This window comes from Leclercia sp. 29361 (assembly GCF_011290365.1).
GTDB classification, from domain to species: Bacteria; Pseudomonadota; Gammaproteobacteria; order Enterobacterales; family Enterobacteriaceae; genus Enterobacter; species Enterobacter tamurae.
In genome coordinates this window covers 679,618-697,473 of record NZ_CP049786.1, presented here as the reverse complement: position 1 = coordinate 697,473, position 17,856 = coordinate 679,618, and the positions used below count along the sequence as shown (strand labels likewise).

The following is a 17,856-nucleotide window of genomic DNA, read 5'->3' as shown; positions in this document are numbered from 1 at the left end:
CCAGCCCCCCTCCTCTCTGTGCTACCATAAGCCCATATCACGTCCGCAGTAATCCAGTAGAGAAGTATTATGTCCTCCAGAATTTTGACCAACAGCGTCACTGGCATTGATGCCTTTATGCACGATCCCCGCGCCGTGCTGGCCAATGCTGAAGGCGGTACTGTCGCCGTTTTTGCCGATAATGCACCGGCTTTTTATGCGATCACGCCCCAGCGTCTGGCTCAGTTGCTGGAGCTGGAAGCGCGCCTGGCGCGCCCGACCAGCGATGTCACTCTGGATACGCAATTCTTCGACGAACCCGCCAGCGCGCCGGTTGCCGTGCCGATGGGCAAATTTGCCATGTATAACGGCTGGCAGCCCGACCCCGATTTCCAACGCCAGGCGGCGCTGTGGGGCATTGCCCTCACCCAGCCCGTCGCCCCGGAAGAGCTGGCCGCCTTCACCGCTTACTGGCAGGCGGAAGGGAAAGTCTTCCACCATATCCAGTGGCAGCAAAAGTTGGCCCGCAGCGTGCAGATCAACCGGGCCAGCAGCGGCGCACAATCAAAACGCGACGTGAATGCCTTTTCAGAACCGGATAAACAGATCCCCCACGGATTCCGAGGTGCCAAATGAAAGAGTTCGGCGAACTGATGAAACGTCTGCAGAAGATGATGCCTGCCAACGTCAAACCGGCCTTTACCACCGGCGAAGAGCTGCTGGCGTGGCAGAAAGAGCAGGGTGAGATCCGCGCGGCTGCGCTGGCCCGGGAAAACCGCGCCATGAAGATGCAGCGCACCTTTAATCGCTCCGGTATTCGCCCCCTACATCAGAACTGCTCCTTCGATAACTACAACGTGGAGAGCCAGGGGCAGCTAAAAGCCCTGCAACAGGCCCGCCAGTACGTGGAAGAGTTCGACGGCAACATCGCCAGCTTTATCTTCAGCGGCAAGCCGGGCACCGGTAAAAACCACCTCGCGGCGGCGATCTGCAACGAACTGCTGCTGCGCGGCAAATCGGTACTTATCATCACCGTGGCCGACATTATGTCGGCGATGAAAGATACCTTCAGCAATCGGGAAACCAGCGAAGAGCAGCTCCTGAACGATCTGAGTAACGTGGATCTGCTGGTGATCGACGAGATCGGCGTCCAGACCGAATCGCGCTACGAAAAAGTGATCATCAACCAGATCGTCGATCGTCGATCCTCCTCCAAGCGCCCGACCGGCATGCTCACCAACCACAACGTGGATGAGATGACCCGCCTGCTGGGTGAGCGGGTGATGGATCGCATGAAGCTCGGCAACAGCCTGTATGTGATTTTTGACTGGGAAAGCTATCGCAGCCGCGTGACCGGCAAAGAGTATTAGGATATTTACCCAGGAAGTCCGGTGCCGCGGGGGTTTATACTGCCAGCCACTCCGCCCCGGCGGGCCATCGACAGAGTAGCTCCTATGAAAACACATTTTCTTCTCAGCGCCGCCTTAAGCGCCCTGCTGGTCACCGGTGCAGCACAGGCGGCAACCTCCTGGCAGGATTCGCTCAACAGCGCTGCCAGCCAGCTCAGCGCGGGCAACAGCACCACCTCGTCCCAGACCGGCGGTCTTTCTCTCTCTTCACTGACCGGCCTGCTCAACAGCGGCACCGACTCCCTCAGCGCCAGCAACATGAATAACGCAGCCGGGATCCTCGAATACTGCGCCAAAGAGAAGCTGGCCTCGATGACTGATGCCACCAATATTAAAAATCAGGTATTAGGGAAACTGGGCCTGGAAACCCCGCAAGAGCAACAGCAGGACACCAACTATCTGGAAGGGATCCAGGGTCTGCTGAATGCGAACAACGGCCAGCAGCTGAACCTGGAAACCATCGGCAACACCCCGCTGGCGAAGAAGGTCAAAGCTCAGGCCTGTGATTTTGTCCTGAAACAGGGTCTCAGCTTTATCTCCTGATCCCACTACGCCGCGACCAGCGTCGCGGCGTCTCTCCCTTCCGCGTAAAGCGACGCCCGTCAAACATTGCATTTTCTAAACCAAATCCTAACAACAGCACAATTCCGTGACACTACAATTGCAGCTAAATGGCATCGCCATTACATTGTATCACCCAAAAATTATACAGTTAGTCCGCTAACCAGCGACTGCCCTTATTGAGGATAAGTTGTTGTCAGAGTTTATTTCTGTTGCCCTGTTTCTCGCCTCGGTGGTGATTTATTCCCGCAAGGCGGGTCGTAATACCTGGTGGTTTGCCGTCACCCTTCTGGTGCTGGGGCTTTTTGTCGTTTTAAACATTACCCTCTACGCCAGCGACTATTTTACCGGGGATGGTATTAACGATGCCGTCCTTTATACCCTGACCAACAGCCTGACCGGCGCAGGGGTAAGTAAGTACATCCTGCCTGGCGTCGGCGTGGTGGTTGCGCTGGTAAGCGTATTTGCTCTGCTGGGCTGGATCCTGCGCCGCCGCCGTCATCACCCGCACCACCTCGGCTACAGCCTGCTGGCGCTGGTGCTGGCGCTGGCCTCGGTGGACGCCAGCCCGGCGTTTCATCAGATCACCGAGCTGGTGAAATCGCAGTCGCGCGACGGCGATCCTGACTTTGCGGCCTATTATAAAGAGCCAGGCAAAACGATCCCGAACCCGAAACTCAATCTCGTCTATATCTATGGCGAGAGCCTTGAGCGCACCTATTTTGATAACAACGCCTTCCCGGATCTCGCCCCGGAGCTGGGCGCCATCAAAAATGAAGGGATCGACTTTAGCCATACCGCGCAGCTGCCCGGCACCGACTACACCATCGCCGGAATGGTCGCCTCCCAGTGCGGGATCCCGCTGTTTGCGCCGTTCGAGGGCAACGCCTCGGCGTCGGTCTCCAGCTTCTTCCCGCAGAATATCTGCCTTGGCGATATCCTGAAAAACTCCGGATATGAGAACTATTTCATGCAGGGCGCTAACCTGCGCTTCGCCGGAAAAGATGTGTTCCTGCAGTCCCACGGCTTTGACCATCTGTACGGCGCGGAAGAGTTAAAAACCACCGTCGCGGACCCGACGTACCGCAACGACTGGGGCTTTTACGACGACACGGTGCTGGACGAAACCTGGAAAAAATTCGAGGAGCTGTCGCAGTCCGGCAAACGCTTCTCGCTGTTTGCCCTGACGGTGGATACCCACCACCCGGACGGCTTTATCTCCCGCACCTGCCAGCGCAAAAGCTATGCGATTGATGGCAAACCCAATCAGTCCTTCAGCGCGGTGGGCTGCAGCCAGGAGCATATCGCGGCGCTGATCGAAAAAATCAAAGCCTCGCCGTACTTTAAAAACACGGTGATTGTGGTCTCGTCCGACCATCTGGCAATGAAAAACAGCGCCTGGGATGCGCTGAACAAGCAGGATCGCAGTAACCTGTTCTTTGTCCTGCGTGGCGACAAACCTCAGCAGGAGGTGATGGCCGTTAAGCGCAACACCATGGATAACGGCGCAACGGTGCTGGATATTCTCGGCGGGGATAACTTTATCGGCCTCGGCCGCAGCAGCCTCTCCGGGCAGTCGCTATCCGAGGTGTTCCTCAACATGAAGGATAAAGTGCTGGCGTGGAAACCGGACGTGATCCGCCTGTGGAATTTCCCGAAAGAGCTGAAAGAGTTCACCATCGACAGCCAGAAGAACATGATGGCCTTCTCCGGGAGCCATTTCCGTCTGCCGCTGCTGTTGCGCGTCTCCGATAAGCGGGTCGAACCGCTGCCGGAAAGCGAATACTCCGCCCCGCTGCGCTATCAGCTGGCCGACTTCGCCCCGCGGGATAACTTCGTCTGGGTCGATCGCTGCTACAAGATGGGTCAGCTGTGGTCACAGCCGCTGTCGCTCTCTACCGACTGGTGTGTTTCCCAGGGCCAACTGGGCGGCGAGCAGACCGTACAGCACGTTGATAAAGCGCAGTGGAAGGGTAAAACGGCCTTTAAAGAGACCGTTATCAGCACCGACCGCTACCAGCGCAACGTCGATATGTTGAAAGTCTCCGACAACGACATCCGCTACAAAGCCGACAGCTTCGTCTTTAACGTCGCTGGCGCGCCGGAGGAGGTGAAGCAGTTCAGCGGTATTTCACGTCCGGAGTCCTGGGGCCGCTGGTCCAACGCCCAGCTCGGGGATGAGGTGAAGATCGAGTACAACCAGCCGCTGCCGGCGAAGTTTGACCTGGTGATCACCGCCAAAGCCTGGGGGCCAAACGCCAATAAACCGATTCCGGTACGCATTGGCAACGCGGAACAGACCCTGACCCTCGGTAACGACGTCACCACCACCACGCTGCATTTCGACAACCCGTCGCACAGCAGCACCCTGGTGATTGTGCCGCCTGCGCCGGAATCCACCAACGAGGGGAATATCCTCGGTCACTCCCCGCGTCAGTTGGGGATCGGCATGGTGGAGATCAAAGTGGTTAACGCCGAAGGCTGACAGCATAAAAAAAAGCAGCGCCCAACCTGACCCCGGGCGCTGCATGGCAAGCTTAAAATGCAATCACACCCTTAATCAGCCCGCGATTATTAATCACCTCCGCCTCATACACCTCCGCCAGCTCGCGAAACGCATAGCGGTGGGTCAGCATCATCTCTGCGCTTAACTTCCCTTCGGCCATCAACCGCCCGACTTTGGCAAAATCCTCTCCGGTGGCGTTACGGCTGCCCATGATGGTGGTCTCTTTCTTGTGAAACTCCGGATCGGAAAACTGCAGATCGCCCTTGTGCAGCCCGACGAAAACGATCGCTCCCCCGTGACGAATCAGATTGACGGCATTGTTCATCGCCTGCGGATTGCCGGTGGCATCAATCACCTTCTGCGCCAGCGGGCCGCCGCACTGCGCCCGCAGCTGGTCAGTAAAATCAGCCGCGGAGGGATCCAGTGTCGGCACCCCGAGGCAGGCCTGGACATGCTCGCGCCGGGCCGGGCTGGTATCGGCCACGATCACGTTCGCCCCCTCCGCGTGAGCAATCGCCGCCGCCCCCAGACCAATCGGCCCCGCACCCACCACCAGCAGACTATCCCCTGGCTGAATGGCTGCCCGGCGCACCGCATGGGCGCTGATGGCAAAGGGCTCGATCAGGGCCGCCGCCTCCGGATTAATGCCGTCGGCGGGCAGCAGATTGCTCACAGGCACCGACAGATACTCGCTGAAACCACCGTCCTGATGCACGCCGATCACCGAGATCGCTTCACAGCAGTTGGTTTTACCGCTCTGGCAGGCCGGGCATTGCTGGCAGGCCACGTAAGGAATAACCGCCACCTGCTGCCCTATACTCAACGTCTGAATATTTTTTCCCAGCGCCACAACGTCGCCACATATTTCATGCCCGAGCACTCGGGGATAATTAAAAAAGGGCTGATTGCCGCCCCAGGCATGTATATCCGTTCCGCAAATCCCCACGGTTTTTATTTTTATTAGCGCTTCGTTATCCCGGGGAGCGGGCACGTCCCTTTGCACCCAGCGTAATTTTTTCGGCTCCTGACACACCAGCGCATTCATCGTCGTCATTTTTTTCGCTCTCCTGTTCTTTCGTGGTTTCAGATATTGATGAAAACGCAAAATAACGGGCAGACAAAAACAGGAAGTGTGAATCCCCGCGCATAAAGCCGTTTTAAATAGGGTTTTAATACGCCGAAATAACCGACAGTGCGATATGTACCCCCCTCACCCCAGCCCTCTCCCTCAAGGGAGAGGGAGTAAAAGGAGCCCCATGAGCCGTTCACAAAATTTGCGTCACAACGTGATTAACCAGGTGATCGACGATATGGCCCGGGGCCACATCCCGTCGCCGCTGCCCTCCCAGAGCGCGCTGGCGGAGATGTACAACATCAGCCGCACCACCGTTCGCCATATCCAGACCCATCTCTGCGACTGTGGCGTTCTGACCCGAGTTAACGCTGACTATGTGATTGCCCGCAAGCCCGACGCCGGGGACGGCTTCACCTGCGAAATCGCCCCGCTGGCGGAGCAGACCCGGCTGTTTGAGCAGAGCTTTTTGTCGATGATTAACCAGCGCATCCTGCGTGCCGGGGAGGCCTTTTCGGAGCTGGAGCTGGCGCGCAGCGCAGGCGTCAGTCCTGTGGTGGTTAGGGAGTACTTACTTAAATTCAGTCGCTACAACCTGATTGAGAGCGAAAAACGCGGCCAATGGCGGATGAAGCAGTTCGACCAGTCGTGGGCCGAGCAGCTGTTCGAGCTGCGCGAAATGCTGGAAACCCATGCCCTGCAGCATTTTCTCAACCTGCCCGACAGCGACCCGCGCTGGCTGCAGGCCCGCACCCTGCTGGAGGAGCACCGCGCCCTGCGCGACAGCATCGGCGACAGCTTTCGCCAGTTCTCCCGGCTGGATCGCGACTTCCACTCCCTGCTGCTCTCCGCCGCCAACAATATCTTCTTCAACCAGTCGCTGGAGATCATCTCGTTTATCTTCCATTTCCACTACCAGTGGGACGAGAGCGACCTGAAGCAGCGCAATATCATCGCCATCGACGAGCACATGACCATCCTCAGCGCGCTGATCTGCCGCAGCGATCTCGATGCCAATCTGGCGATGCGCAACCACCTCAATACCGCCAAACAGTCGATGATCCGCTCCATCAAACAGAGCGCGACGGTTTTTTATTAAGTACCGATTAAAAACAGCAAATCTATACGGACTGCACGCTTCCGCAATTGGGCGCACGCGGGAAATTAGCGGCTGCCTATGCTCACCTGGAGTCGACTTATTTTCGTGAGTGGTGATGAAGGGATTTATTTCATCACTGGTCGTTATAGATATTTCTCCAATAAATAGACCCGAGAAATAACCCTACACTTATTCAGGAGTCCGGCGTGGAAAAAAGCAATATAACTCTCGACCCGCAGACCACCTTTGACAAAGAAAATATACCCGATATGTCTCTGCCGCCAGCGGGTGCTATTCAGCGTAGCGCGCGTATTAAGCGCATCCAGACCACGGCGATGCTGTTATTATTTTTTGCCGCGGTGATTAATTATCTCGATCGCAGTTCGTTGTCGGTGGCGAATTTAACCATCCGCGAAGAGCTGGGGCTCAGCGCCACCGAGATCGGCGCCCTGCTGTCGGTCTTCTCGCTGGCGTATGGCATCGCGCAGCTGCCCTGCGGCCCGCTACTGGACCGCAAAGGCCCGCGCCTGATGCTGGGGCTAGGGATGTTCTTCTGGTCGCTGTTCCAGGCGATGTCCGGGATGGTTCACAGCTTCACCCAGTTCGTGCTGGTACGCATCGGGATGGGTATTGGCGAAGCGCCGATGAACCCGTGCGGCGTAAAGGTGATCAACGACTGGTTCAACATCAAAGAGCGTGGCCGTCCGATGGGCATTTTTAACGCCGCCTCGACCATCGGCGTGGCCATCAGCCCGCCACTGCTGGCAGCGATGATGCTGGTGATGGGCTGGCGCGGGATGTTTGTCACCATCGGCGTGCTGGGCATTTTCCTCGCCATTGGCTGGTACATGCTCTATCGCAACCGCGAGGAGATTGCCCTGAGCGGCGTCGAGCAGGCGTACCTGAATGCCGGGAGCGTTAACGCCCGCCGCGATCCGTTAAGCTTTGCTGAATGGCGCAGCCTGTTCCGCAACCGCACCATGTGGGGGATGATGCTGGGCTTCAGCGGCATCAACTATACCGCCTGGCTCTACCTCGCCTGGCTGCCGGGGTATCTGCAAACCGCCTATAATCTCGATCTGAAAAGCACCGGCCTGATGGCAGCGATCCCGTTCCTGTTTGGCGCAGCGGGTATGCTGGTGAACGGCTTTACCACCGATGCACTGGTCAAACGCGGCATGGCACCGGTCCGCAGCCGTAAGCTGTGTATTATCAGCGGGATGCTGTTATCGGCGGCCTTTACCTTTGTGGTGCCGGAAGCCACCACGGCGATGAGTGCGGTACTGCTGATTGGGATGGCGCTGTTCTGCATCCACTTTGCGGGAACGTCGTGCTGGGGGTTGATCCACGTGGCCGTGGCATCACGAATGACCGCCTCGGTGGGCAGCATTCAGAACTTCGCCAGCTTCATCTGCGCCTCGTTTGCGCCGATTGTCACCGGGTTTATCGTCGACACCACCCACTCGTTCCGCCTGGCGCTGATCATCTGCGGCTGCGTCACGGCATTGGGGGCACTGGCGTATATCTTCCTGGTGCGTCAGCCGATTAGCGATCCGCGCCAGCAGTAGTATTGCCGGGTGGCGGCTTCGCCTTACCCGGCCTACAAAATCGTAGGCCCGTGCAAGCGAAGCGCCGCCGGGCACACACACAGCGCCCTGCCTGAACAGGGCGCTTTTTACATCAGAAGGTTTCCCAGTTATCACCGCTGTCGGTAACGGCCGCTTTACGCGTCGTCATCGGCGTGGCAACGGTTTTCACCGCCGCGTGCGCGCGGGATTTCTGCTGGTCCTGCTGAATACGGAACACCGCCACCGCCTGCGTCAGGCGGCTCGCCTGCTCTTCCAGGGCCGCGGCGGCTGCCGCAGATTCCTGTACCAGCGAGGCGTTCTGCTGCGTCACGCGATCCATCTCGGCAACCGCCAGACCCACCTGGTCGATACCGCGGCTCTGCTCGTCAGAGGCAGAGGCGATTTCGCCCATAATGTCGGTCACGCGGGTGACCGCGCTGACGATCTCGCCCATGGTTTCACCGGCGCTCTCTACGAGGGTAGAACCCAACTCAACGCGACCCACGGAGTCTTCAATCAGACTCTTGATCTCGCGTGCAGCCTGGGCGCTGCGCTGCGCCAGGTTACGGACTTCACCGGCAACCACCGCAAAGCCACGACCCTGCTCACCGGCACGTGCCGCTTCTACCGCGGCGTTCAGCGCCAGGATGTTGGTCTGGAAGGCAATGCCGTCGATCACGCTGATGATGTCAGCAATCTTCTGCGAACTGCCGGCGATGTCACGCATGGTCTGCACCACGTTATCCACCACTTTCCCGCCTTTCTGCGCGGTCTCGGACGCGCTCAGCGCCAGATGGCTTGCCTGACGGGCGTTCTCGGCGTTCTGCTTCACGGTCGCGGTCAGCTCTTCCATGCTGGCGGCGGTCTCTTCCAGGGAAGCGGCCTGCTGCTCGGTACGGGAAGACAGATCGTTGTTGCCCATGGAGATTTCGCTCGCGCCGCTGTAAATGGCATTGGCACCATTACGCACGTCGCCCACGGTACGCATCAGCTCAGCCTGCATATGACGCAGGTTATCAGCCAGCTGACCCATCTCGTTCGTCCCGTCCACCTCAATGCGCTTCACCAGGTCGCCGCTGGCGATATGGCGAATGCTGTCGGTCAGACGGTTCAGCGGAGAGATCAGCGCGTGACGGATACCGACCCAGACGCCGACAATCACCGCCAGCACCAGGACCAACACGCTTAACAGGATCCAGATCGCCTGGCTGTAGGAGCTGTTGCTGTCATCGACCGCGGTCTGATACAGATGATCGTTCTGCTGCAGATAGTTGACGTACTGCTTCTCAAAGCCGTCCTGGTAGCCCTGGGTCGGCTGATCGAAGAACTCATTGATCTTGCCTGCACCCAGGAGCTGGATCAGCTCGGCCAGCGCACCGTGATAGATATCGTAGTTACGTTTGATTTCCAGCGCGGCAGCTTCGCTCTGACGCGGGTCGCGCGGCAGGGCTTCGTACTCCGCCCAGTTTTTTTCCGCCTGCTTCAGGGATGTCGACGCAATCTGCATCAGATCGTTCACGGTCGCACCGCTACCGATATTGTTCTGATCCATCATGTAGCGGATGCCCGCGCGGTTCAGGGTGTTACGGGTTTGCAGCAACGCTACCCAGCTGCCGTTAAGCGTGGATTGTTGCTGACGAATGGTTTGCAGAACGGTGAAGTTTTCTTTGTCATGCTTGAGGGCATTAAAAAAAAGACCACCGGATGTGAGTTGTAACAGGCCAAAAATAACCAGGACCAGCAGTAAGCTGGTAACAATCTTTATACGATTTAACATGAGTTCTCATTCCACCAGACAGGTACAGAATTTTCGGCCTGGGAAGCGAAAACTTTACGGAAATCATCCTGAAATTTGTGGTTTTTACTCTTCTTCTCGCTCTGCGACGTGCCGGTTTCCAAGTTCAATAAACGCTTCCAGCAGCGCCGTCAGCTGCTGCATTTTCTCCGGCGAATACTCCGCCTCAATGCGCTGATAGGCCTCTTCCACCTGAGCCTGAGCACGCTCATACAGGGCGCTGCCCTCTCTGGTGAGCGACACATACAGCTTGCGCTGGTCGTTAAGCGGCTTTAAGCGCAGCACCAGCCCGTCGCGCTCCATGCGCGTGAGGATCCCGGTCAGGCTCGGGCGCAGAATGCAGGTGCGAAAGGCCAGATCGTGAAAATCCATCGACGGATGTTCCGCCAGCACGCGCACGATCCGCCACTGCTGCTCCGTCAGATTGTGCTGCTTGATAATCGGGCGAAAAAAGGTCATCGCGGTTTCCCGCGCCTGGAGTAGTGCGATAGTTAACGAATTGTGCATGGCGCTCCCACCTCAACATCATTAATAACGAAACAATCAATGCCTCACGCGGCTTCCCGGCACCAGCGGCGCGGACAAAAAGTCTAACAGATATCACACAAAAATATTAACTATTTGATATAGATAAATAAATTACAGTGAATGTAAATTTATTGTTATTGCTATCACAAATTATTTACTTCTGTTTGCCAAACACCCGGCAAGGGGCTAAAACCTAATCATTAACATATTAATGAACTCAAAACCCGATACCCGGGCCCGAGGAGAAAGGAATGAAAGGTACTGTTTTCGCGGTGGCACTCAATCACCGCAGCCAGCTTGATGCCTGGCGCGACGCATTTCACCAGCCCCCTTACAACACGCCGCCGAAAACCGCCGTCTGGTTTATCAAACCGCGTAATACCCTGATCCGCTCCGGCGAGGCCATCCCGCATCCCGAAGGCGAACAGGTGCTGAGCGGCGCGACGGTGGCGCTGATTGTCGGCAAGACCGCGAGCAAAATCAGCCCGCAAGAGGCCGCCGACTACATTGCCGGATATGCGCTGGCAAACGAGGTGAGCCTGCCGGAAGAGAGCTTCTACCGCCCGGCGATCAAAGCCAAATGCCGGGACGGGTTCTGCCCGGTGGGCGATCGCGCGACGGTCGGCAACATCGATAACCTGACGATCGTCACCGAGATCAACGGCCGGGAAGTGGATCGCTGGAACACCGCCGATCTGCAACGCAACGCCGCGACCCTGCTGAGCGAGCTAAGCGCCTTCGCCACCCTCAACCCGGGCGACGCCATTCTGCTGGGCACCCCGCACTCCCGCGTGGCGCTGCACCCGGGCGACCGCGTGCGCGTGCTGGCTGAGGGATTGCCGACGCTGGAAAACAGCGTGGTAAACGCCCGCGAGCTGCCTGCGCAGCAAACCTTCGCCTGGCCGCTCTCCACCAGCGGCACGCTCTTTGCCCTCGGGCTAAACTACGCCGATCACGCCAGCGAGCTGGACTTCAAGCCGCCTACCGAGCCGCTGGTATTTATCAAAGCCCCGAACACCTTTAACGAACACCACCAGACCTCGGTGCGCCCGGACAATGTCGAGTACATGCACTACGAAGCCGAGCTGGTGGTGGTGATCGGCAAAACCGCGCGCCACGTCGCCGAAGCCGACGCCATGGACTACGTGGCGGGCTACACGGTCTGCAACGACTACGCCATCCGCGACTACCTGGAAAACTACTATCGCCCGAACCTGCGGGTGAAAAGCCGCGACGGCCTGACGCCCATCGGCCCGCAGATCGTGGACAAATCGGCGATTGCCGATCCGCACAACCTCACCCTGCGCACCTGGATCAACGGCGAGCTGCGCCAGCAGGGCAGCACTGCGGATCTGATCTTCAGCATCCCGTTCCTGATCGCCTGGTTGAGTGATTTTATGACCCTGCAGCCGGGGGACATGATCGCCACCGGCACGCCGAAAGGGCTGGCCGACGTGCGCCCGGGCGACGAAGTGGTAGTGGAAGTGGAAGGCGTTGGCCGTCTGGTCAACCGGATTGTCAGCGAGGAGGCAAACTCATGAAGAAGATAAACCACTGGATCAATGGCAAAAACGTGGCGGGTAACGACTACTTCCACACCACCAACCCGACCACCGGCGAGGTGCTGGCGGAGGTGGCTTCGGGCGGTGAAGCGGAGATCGGCCAGGCCGTAGCCGCCGCTAAAGAAGCCTTCCCGAAATGGGCCAACCTGCCGATGAAAGAGCGCGCACGCCTGATGCGTCGTCTGGGGGATCTGATCGACCAGAACGTGCCGGAGATCGCCGCGATGGAGACCGCCGACACCGGCCTGCCGATCCACCAGACCAAAAACGTGCTGATCCCGCGCGCCTCGCACAACTTCGAGTTCTTCGCTGAAGTGTGCCAGCAGATGAACGGCAAGACCTACCCGGTCGATGACAAGATGCTCAACTACACCCTGGTCCAGCCGGTGGGAGTGTGCGCCCTGGTGTCGCCGTGGAACGTGCCCTTTATGACCGCCACCTGGAAGGTCGCCCCCTGCCTGGCCTTAGGTAACACCGCGGTGCTGAAGATGTCGGAACTCTCCCCGCTGACCGCCGATCGCCTGGGCGAGCTGGCGCTGGAGGCGGGTATTCCGGCGGGCGTGCTCAACGTGGTGCAGGGCTACGGTGCGACAGCGGGTGACGCCCTGGTGCGCCATCAGGATATCCGCGCCGTGTCGTTCACCGGCGGCACCGCCACCGGACGCCGCATCATGCAGGCCGGTGGCCTGAAAAAATACTCCATGGAGCTGGGCGGCAAGTCGCCGGTACTGATCTTTGAAGACGCCGATATCGAACGCGCCCTGGACGCCGCCCTGTTCACCATCTTCTCGATCAACGGCGAACGCTGCACCGCCGGCTCGCGCATCTTTATTCAGCAGAGCATCTACCCGGAATTCGTCAAGCGCTTTGCCGAGCGCGCCAACCGCCTGCGGGTGGGCGACCCGACCGATCCGAACACCCAGATCGGGGCGCTAATCAGCCAGCAGCACTGGGAGAAAGTCTCCGGCTATATCCGCCTCGGCATTGAGGAAGGCGCCACCCTGCTGGCGGGCGGCCCGGACAAACCGACCGATCTGCCTGCCCACCTGAAAGGCGGCAACTTCCTGCGCCCGACGGTGCTGGCGGATGTCGACAACCGGATGCGCGTGGCCCAGGAGGAGATCTTCGGCCCGGTGGCCTGCCTGCTGCCGTTCAAAGACGAAGCCGAAGGGCTGCGCCTGGCGAACGACGTCGAGTACGGCCTGGCCTCCTACATCTGGACCCAGGACATCAGCAAGGTGCTGCGCCTGGCGCGCAACATCGAAGCGGGGATGGTGTTTGTAAACACCCAGAACGTGCGCGATCTGCGCCAGCCGTTTGGCGGCGTGAAGGCCTCCGGCACCGGTCGTGAAGGCGGGGAATACAGCTTCGAGGTGTTCGCGGAGATGAAAAACGTCTGTATCTCCATGGGCGACCACCCAATCCCGAAATGGGGGGTATGAGATGGGCAAGTTAGCGTTAGCCGCAAAAATCACCCACGTGCCGTCGATGTATCTCTCTGAGATACCGGGCAAAAACTTTGGCTGCCGTCAGGGGGCCATCGACGGACATAAAGAGATCAGCAGACGCTGCCGCGAGCTGGGGGTCGATACCATCATCGTCTTCGACACCCACTGGCTGGTGAACAGCGCGTATCACATCAACTGTGCGGACCATTTTGCCGGGGTCTACACCAGCAACGAGCTGCCGCACTTTATCCGCGACATGACCTACGACTACGACGGCAACCCGGAGCTGGGCCAGCTGATCGCCGACGAAGCGGTGGCGAAGGGGGTGCGTGCCAAAGCGCACAACATCCCGAGCCTGAAGCTGGAGTACGGCACCCTGGTGCCGATGCGCTACATGAACGCGGATAAGCACTTCAAAGTGGTCTCCATCTCGGCGTTCTGCACCGTGCATGACTTTGCTGACAGCCGCAGGCTGGGCGAGGCGATCGTCAGCGCCATTGAAAAATATGACGGCACCGTGGCGGTGCTGGCCAGCGGCTCGCTGTCGCACCGCTTTATCGACGATCAGCGTGCCGAAGAGGGAATGAACAGCTACACCCGCGAGTTCGACCGTCAGATGGACGAGCGGGTGGTGAAGCTGTGGCGCGAAGGCCAGTTCAAAGAGTTTTGCAGCATGCTGCCGGAGTACGCCGACTACTGCTACGGCGAAGGCAATATGCACGACACGGTGATGCTGCTGGGCGTACTCGGCTGGGACACCTACGACGGCAAGGTGGAGTTTCTCACCGAGCTGTTCCCCAGCTCTGGCACCGGCCAGGTTAACGCCGTTTTTCCTCTGCCCGCTTAAGGACGCCCCATGCCGCACTTTATTGTCGAATGTACCGGGAACATCCGTGAGCAGGCCGACCTGCCGGGCCTGTTTAGCCGTGTGAACGAGGCGCTGGCCGCCACCGGGATCTTCCCCCTCGGCGGGATCCGCAGCCGCGCGCACTGGGTGGACACCTGGCAGATGGCCGACGGCAAGCACGATTACGCCTTTGTGCACATGACGCTGAAGATCGGCGCCGGGCGCAGTCTGGAGAGCCGTCAGCAGGTGGGCGAGATGCTGTTTGCGTTGATTAAAGACCATTTCGCCGGGCTGATGGACGCCCGTTACCTGGCGCTGTCGTTTGAAATTGAAGAGCTGCACCCGACGCTGAACTTCAAGCAGAACAACGTGCACGCCTTATTTAAGTAGCCGTCTGCTTGCCCCTCACCCTAACCCTCTCCCCGAAGGGGAGAGGGAATAATACCGTAGGCCGGGTAAGCGCAGCGCCACCCGGCAAAAACAGGATATCGCCATGCTCGATAAACACACCCATACCCTGATCGCCCATCGCCTGCATCAGGCGGAACAGACCCGGGAGCAGATCCGCGCGATCTCGCTGGATTACCCGACGATCACCATTGAAGACGCCTACGCCGTGCAGCGCGAATGGGTGAGCCTGAAAATGGCCGAAGGCCGCACCCTGAAGGGCCACAAGATCGGCCTGACCTCGAAAGCGATGCAGGCCAGCTCGCAGATCAGCGAGCCGGACTACGGCGCCCTGCTCGACGACATGTTCTTTCACGACGGCAGCGACATCCCCACCGACCGCTTTATCGTCCCGCGCATCGAAGTGGAGCTGGCCTTCGTGCTGGCGAAACCGCTCCGCGGCCCGAACTGCACGATGTTCGACGTCTATAACGCCACCGACTACGTGATCCCAGCCCTGGAGCTGATCGACGCCCGCTGCCACAACATCGATCCTGAAACCCAGCGCCCACGCAAAGTGTTCGACACCATCTCCGACAACGCCGCCAACGCCGGGGTGATCCTCGGGGGTCGTCCGATCCGCCCGGACGAGCTGGATCTGCGCTGGATCTCCGCCCTGCTCTACCGCAACGGGGTGATCGAAGAGACCGGCGTCGCGGCAGGCGTGCTCAACCATCCCGCCAACGGCGTGGCATGGCTGGCGAACAAGCTGGCCCCGTACGACGTGCAGCTGGAGCCCGGGCAGATCATCCTCGGCGGCTCCTTTACCCGCCCGGTCACCGCCAGCAAGGGCGACACCTTCCATGTTGACTACGGCAACATGGGCTCCATCAGCAGCCGCTTTGTATAAGGAGACCACATGAATAACGCCTTTAAAGACGCGCTGAACGCCGGGAAACCGCAAATCGGTTTATGGCTGGGGCTCACCAGCAGCTACAGCGCCGAGCTGCTGGCCGGGGCAGGCTTCGACTGGCTGCTGATCGACGGGGAACACGCCCCCAACAGCGTGCAGACCATCTTAACCCAGTTGCAGGCGATAGCCCCCTACCCCAGCCAGCCGGTGGTGCGCCCGTCGTGGAACGATCCGGTGCAGATCAAACAGCTGCTGGACGTGGGGGCGCAGACCCTGCTGATCCCGATGGTGCAAAACGCCGACGAAGCCCGCCTGGCGGTGCGCTCGACACGCTATCCACCTGCGGGTATTCGCGGCGTTGGCAGCGCGCTGGCGCGGGCGTCACGCTGGAACCGCATTCCGGATTACCTGCATCAGGCCAACGACGCCATGTGCTTGCTGGTGCAAATTGAAACCCGCGAAGCGCTGAAAAACCTGCCGCAGATCCTCGATGTGGATGGGGTAGACGGGGTGTTTATCGGCCCGGCGGATCTCAGCGCCGACATGGGCTTTGCCGGTAATCCGACTCACCCGGAAGTGCAGTCCGCTATCGAGCAGGCTATCGCGCAGATCCGCGCTGCGGGGAAAGCGCCCGGCATTCTGATGGCCAACGAGCAGCTGGCCAGACGCTATCTCGAACTCGGGGCGCTGTTTGTCGCCATCGGCGTCGACACCACCCTGCTCGCCCGCAGCGCCGAAGCGCTGGCGGCTCGCTTTATCGATAAACCGGTTACGTCTGTGAATAACAATAAATCCGTCTACTAAAGGTAAGATCTGGAGCGCAACATGACGACCTCTACCCTGCACCCTGATAATAAAAAAGCTGTAGAACACCGCGTTATAAATAAGCTGTTCCGTCGTTTGATCGTCTTTCTCTTTATTCTCTTTGTCTTCTCGTTCCTTGACCGGATCAACATCGGCTTTGCCGGGCTGACGATGGGCAAAGATCTGGGCCTCACCTCGACGATGTTTGGCCTGGCGGCGACGCTGTTTTACGTCACCTACGTGCTGTGCGGGATCCCCAGCAACATCATGCTGGCAAAGATCGGCGCACGCCGCTGGATCGCCGGGATCATGGTGGTGTGGGGCATCGCCTCGACCTGCACCATGTTCGCCACCAGCCCGCAGACGCTCTACATCCTGCGCATGCTGGTAGGCATTGCCGAAGCCGGTTTCCTGCCGGGGATCCTGGTCTATCTCACCTGGTGGTTCCCCGCGTATCATCGCGCCCGCGCCAACGCGCTGTTTATGATCGCCATGCCGGTGACCATGATGCTGGGCTCGATCCTCTCGGGTTATATTCTGGCCCTGGACGGGGTGTGGAACCTGAAGGGCTGGCAGTGGCTGTTTCTGCTGGAGGGGCTACCGTCGGTAGTGCTCGGGGTGGTGACCTGGTTTTTCCTCAACGACACGCCGGATCAGGCTACCTGGCTGGACGACGAAGAGAAGCAGACCCTCAAAACGATGATCGCCCGTGAGCAGGAGAATGCCGTGGCACACGCCGCCACGCCGCGCTCGACGTTGCGCGAAGTGCTGACCCCGGCGGTGCTGCTCTACACTCTGGCCTATTTCTGCCTGACCAACACCCTGAGCGCCATCAACATCTGGACGCCGCAGATCCTGCAGAGCTTCAACACCGGCAGCAGCAATATCGTGATCGGCCTGCTGGCGGCGATCCCGCAGTTTTGCACCATCCTCGGGATGCTGTGGTGGAGCCGCCGCTCCGACAGGCTGAAAGAGCGAAAAAAGCACACCATTCTGCCCTATCTCTTCGCCGCGGCGGGATGGCTGCTGGCGTCGGCAACCGATCACAGCCTGATCCAGCTGCTTGGCATCATTATGGCCTCAACCGGATCCTTTACCGCCATGGCGATCTTCTGGACCACCCCGGATCAGGTGATTAGCCTGCAGTCCCGGGCGGTAGCGCTGGCGGTGATCAACGCCATCGGCAACGTCGGATCTGCCGTCAGTCCGCTGCTGATCGGCATTCTGCGCGATGCCACCGGCAGCTTCAGCTCCGGGCTATGGTTTGTCGCCGGGCTGCTGGTGGTGGGTGCGCTGGTGCTGACGCGGATCCCGATGACCCGCCAGGAGAGCCGTGACAGCGCGCCGGGGATGGCGGCGCAGAAGATCCATTGAGGAG

Annotated in this window: 16 protein-coding genes; 13 read left to right on the top strand and 3 right to left on the bottom strand. The window is 59.3% G+C overall.

Annotated elements, in window-relative coordinates; genetic code table 11:
• Positions 1-69 precede the first annotated feature (69 nt).
• The 4 genes from dnaT (at position 70) to opgB (ending at position 4,434) form a co-directional block, all read left to right on the top strand.
• A complete protein-coding gene (dnaT, locus tag G7090_RS03310; protein WP_166181535.1) occupies positions 70-615 on the top strand; it encodes a primosomal protein DnaT in 546 nt (181 codons plus the stop codon).
• A complete protein-coding gene (gene dnaC / locus G7090_RS03305) occupies positions 612-1,349 on the top strand; it encodes a DNA replication protein DnaC (protein WP_106994132.1) in 738 nt (245 codons plus the stop codon). The genes dnaT and dnaC overlap by 4 nt, the downstream gene beginning before the upstream one ends.
• A gap of 84 nt (positions 1,350-1,433) precedes the next feature.
• Complete coding sequence (locus G7090_RS03300) at positions 1,434-1,931, top strand: DUF2501 domain-containing protein (protein WP_166181534.1); 498 nt, start codon at positions 1,434-1,436, stop codon at positions 1,929-1,931.
• A gap of 211 nt (positions 1,932-2,142) precedes the next feature.
• Positions 2,143-4,434, top strand: a complete 2,292-nt coding sequence (gene opgB, locus G7090_RS03295; protein ID WP_166181533.1) for a phosphatidylglycerol--membrane-oligosaccharide glycerophosphotransferase — start codon at positions 2,143-2,145, stop codon at positions 4,432-4,434.
• Between the two features lie 52 nt (positions 4,435-4,486).
• Here opgB and G7090_RS03290 read toward each other — a convergent pair whose 3' ends face one another.
• Complete coding sequence (locus G7090_RS03290; RefSeq protein ID WP_166181532.1) at positions 4,487-5,509, bottom strand: zinc-binding alcohol dehydrogenase family protein; 1,023 nt, start codon at positions 5,507-5,509, stop codon at positions 4,487-4,489.
• A 202-nt stretch (positions 5,510-5,711) separates the two neighbouring features.
• Here G7090_RS03290 and G7090_RS03285 point away from each other — a divergent pair, with 202 nt between their 5' ends.
• Together G7090_RS03285 and G7090_RS03280 are read left to right on the top strand one after the other, a co-directional pair.
• A complete protein-coding gene (locus G7090_RS03285) occupies positions 5,712-6,626 on the top strand; it encodes a GntR family transcriptional regulator (protein WP_166181531.1) in 915 nt (304 codons plus the stop codon).
• Positions 6,627-6,832: 206 nt separating this feature from the next.
• Positions 6,833-8,194: an MFS transporter gene (locus G7090_RS03280; RefSeq protein ID WP_166181530.1), complete on the top strand. Its 1,362-nt coding sequence runs from the start codon at positions 6,833-6,835 to the stop codon at positions 8,192-8,194.
• A gap of 112 nt (positions 8,195-8,306) precedes the next feature.
• Here G7090_RS03280 and tsr read toward each other — a convergent pair whose 3' ends face one another.
• Both tsr and hpaR read right to left on the bottom strand, forming a co-directional pair.
• Positions 8,307-9,971: a methyl-accepting chemotaxis protein gene (gene tsr, locus G7090_RS03275; protein WP_166181529.1), complete on the bottom strand. Its 1,665-nt coding sequence runs from the start codon at positions 9,969-9,971 to the stop codon at positions 8,307-8,309.
• An 84-nt stretch (positions 9,972-10,055) separates the two neighbouring features.
• Positions 10,056-10,496: a homoprotocatechuate degradation operon regulator HpaR gene (hpaR, locus tag G7090_RS03270; RefSeq protein WP_166181528.1), complete on the bottom strand. Its 441-nt coding sequence runs from the start codon at positions 10,494-10,496 to the stop codon at positions 10,056-10,058.
• Positions 10,497-10,768: 272 nt separating this feature from the next.
• Between hpaR and hpaG the strand changes: the two genes are divergently transcribed.
• The 7 genes from hpaG (at position 10,769) to hpaX (ending at position 17,852) form a co-directional block, all read left to right on the top strand.
• Positions 10,769-12,058, top strand: coding sequence for a 4-hydroxyphenylacetate degradation bifunctional isomerase/decarboxylase (hpaG, locus tag G7090_RS03265; protein ID WP_166181527.1), 1,290 nt, complete (start codon positions 10,769-10,771; stop codon positions 12,056-12,058).
• A complete protein-coding gene (hpaE, locus tag G7090_RS03260; protein WP_166181526.1) occupies positions 12,055-13,521 on the top strand; it encodes a 5-carboxymethyl-2-hydroxymuconate semialdehyde dehydrogenase in 1,467 nt (488 codons plus the stop codon). The genes hpaG and hpaE overlap by 4 nt, the downstream gene beginning before the upstream one ends.
• Before the next feature lies 1 nt (position 13,522).
• The gene (gene hpaD / locus G7090_RS03255) at positions 13,523-14,374 is read left to right on the top strand and encodes a 3,4-dihydroxyphenylacetate 2,3-dioxygenase (protein ID WP_166181525.1); all 852 of its coding nucleotides are present in this window, start codon (positions 13,523-13,525) and stop codon (positions 14,372-14,374) included.
• 9 nt (positions 14,375-14,383) lie between these two features.
• Positions 14,384-14,764: a 5-carboxymethyl-2-hydroxymuconate Delta-isomerase gene (locus G7090_RS03250; protein ID WP_165717373.1), complete on the top strand. Its 381-nt coding sequence runs from the start codon at positions 14,384-14,386 to the stop codon at positions 14,762-14,764.
• A gap of 103 nt (positions 14,765-14,867) precedes the next feature.
• Positions 14,868-15,671, top strand: coding sequence for a 2-oxo-hept-4-ene-1,7-dioate hydratase (gene hpaH / locus G7090_RS03245; protein ID WP_166181524.1), 804 nt, complete (start codon positions 14,868-14,870; stop codon positions 15,669-15,671).
• A 9-nt stretch (positions 15,672-15,680) separates the two neighbouring features.
• Positions 15,681-16,478 carry a 4-hydroxy-2-oxoheptanedioate aldolase gene (gene hpaI, locus G7090_RS03240; RefSeq protein WP_166181523.1) on the top strand — a complete coding sequence of 266 codons (798 nt, stop codon included), beginning with the start codon at positions 15,681-15,683 and terminating at the stop codon, positions 16,476-16,478.
• Positions 16,479-16,499: 21 nt separating this feature from the next.
• On the top strand, positions 16,500-17,852 hold the full coding sequence (hpaX, locus tag G7090_RS03235; protein ID WP_106995712.1) for a 4-hydroxyphenylacetate permease: 1,353 nt from the start codon (positions 16,500-16,502) through the stop codon (positions 17,850-17,852).
• Positions 17,853-17,856: the final 4 nt, after the last annotated feature.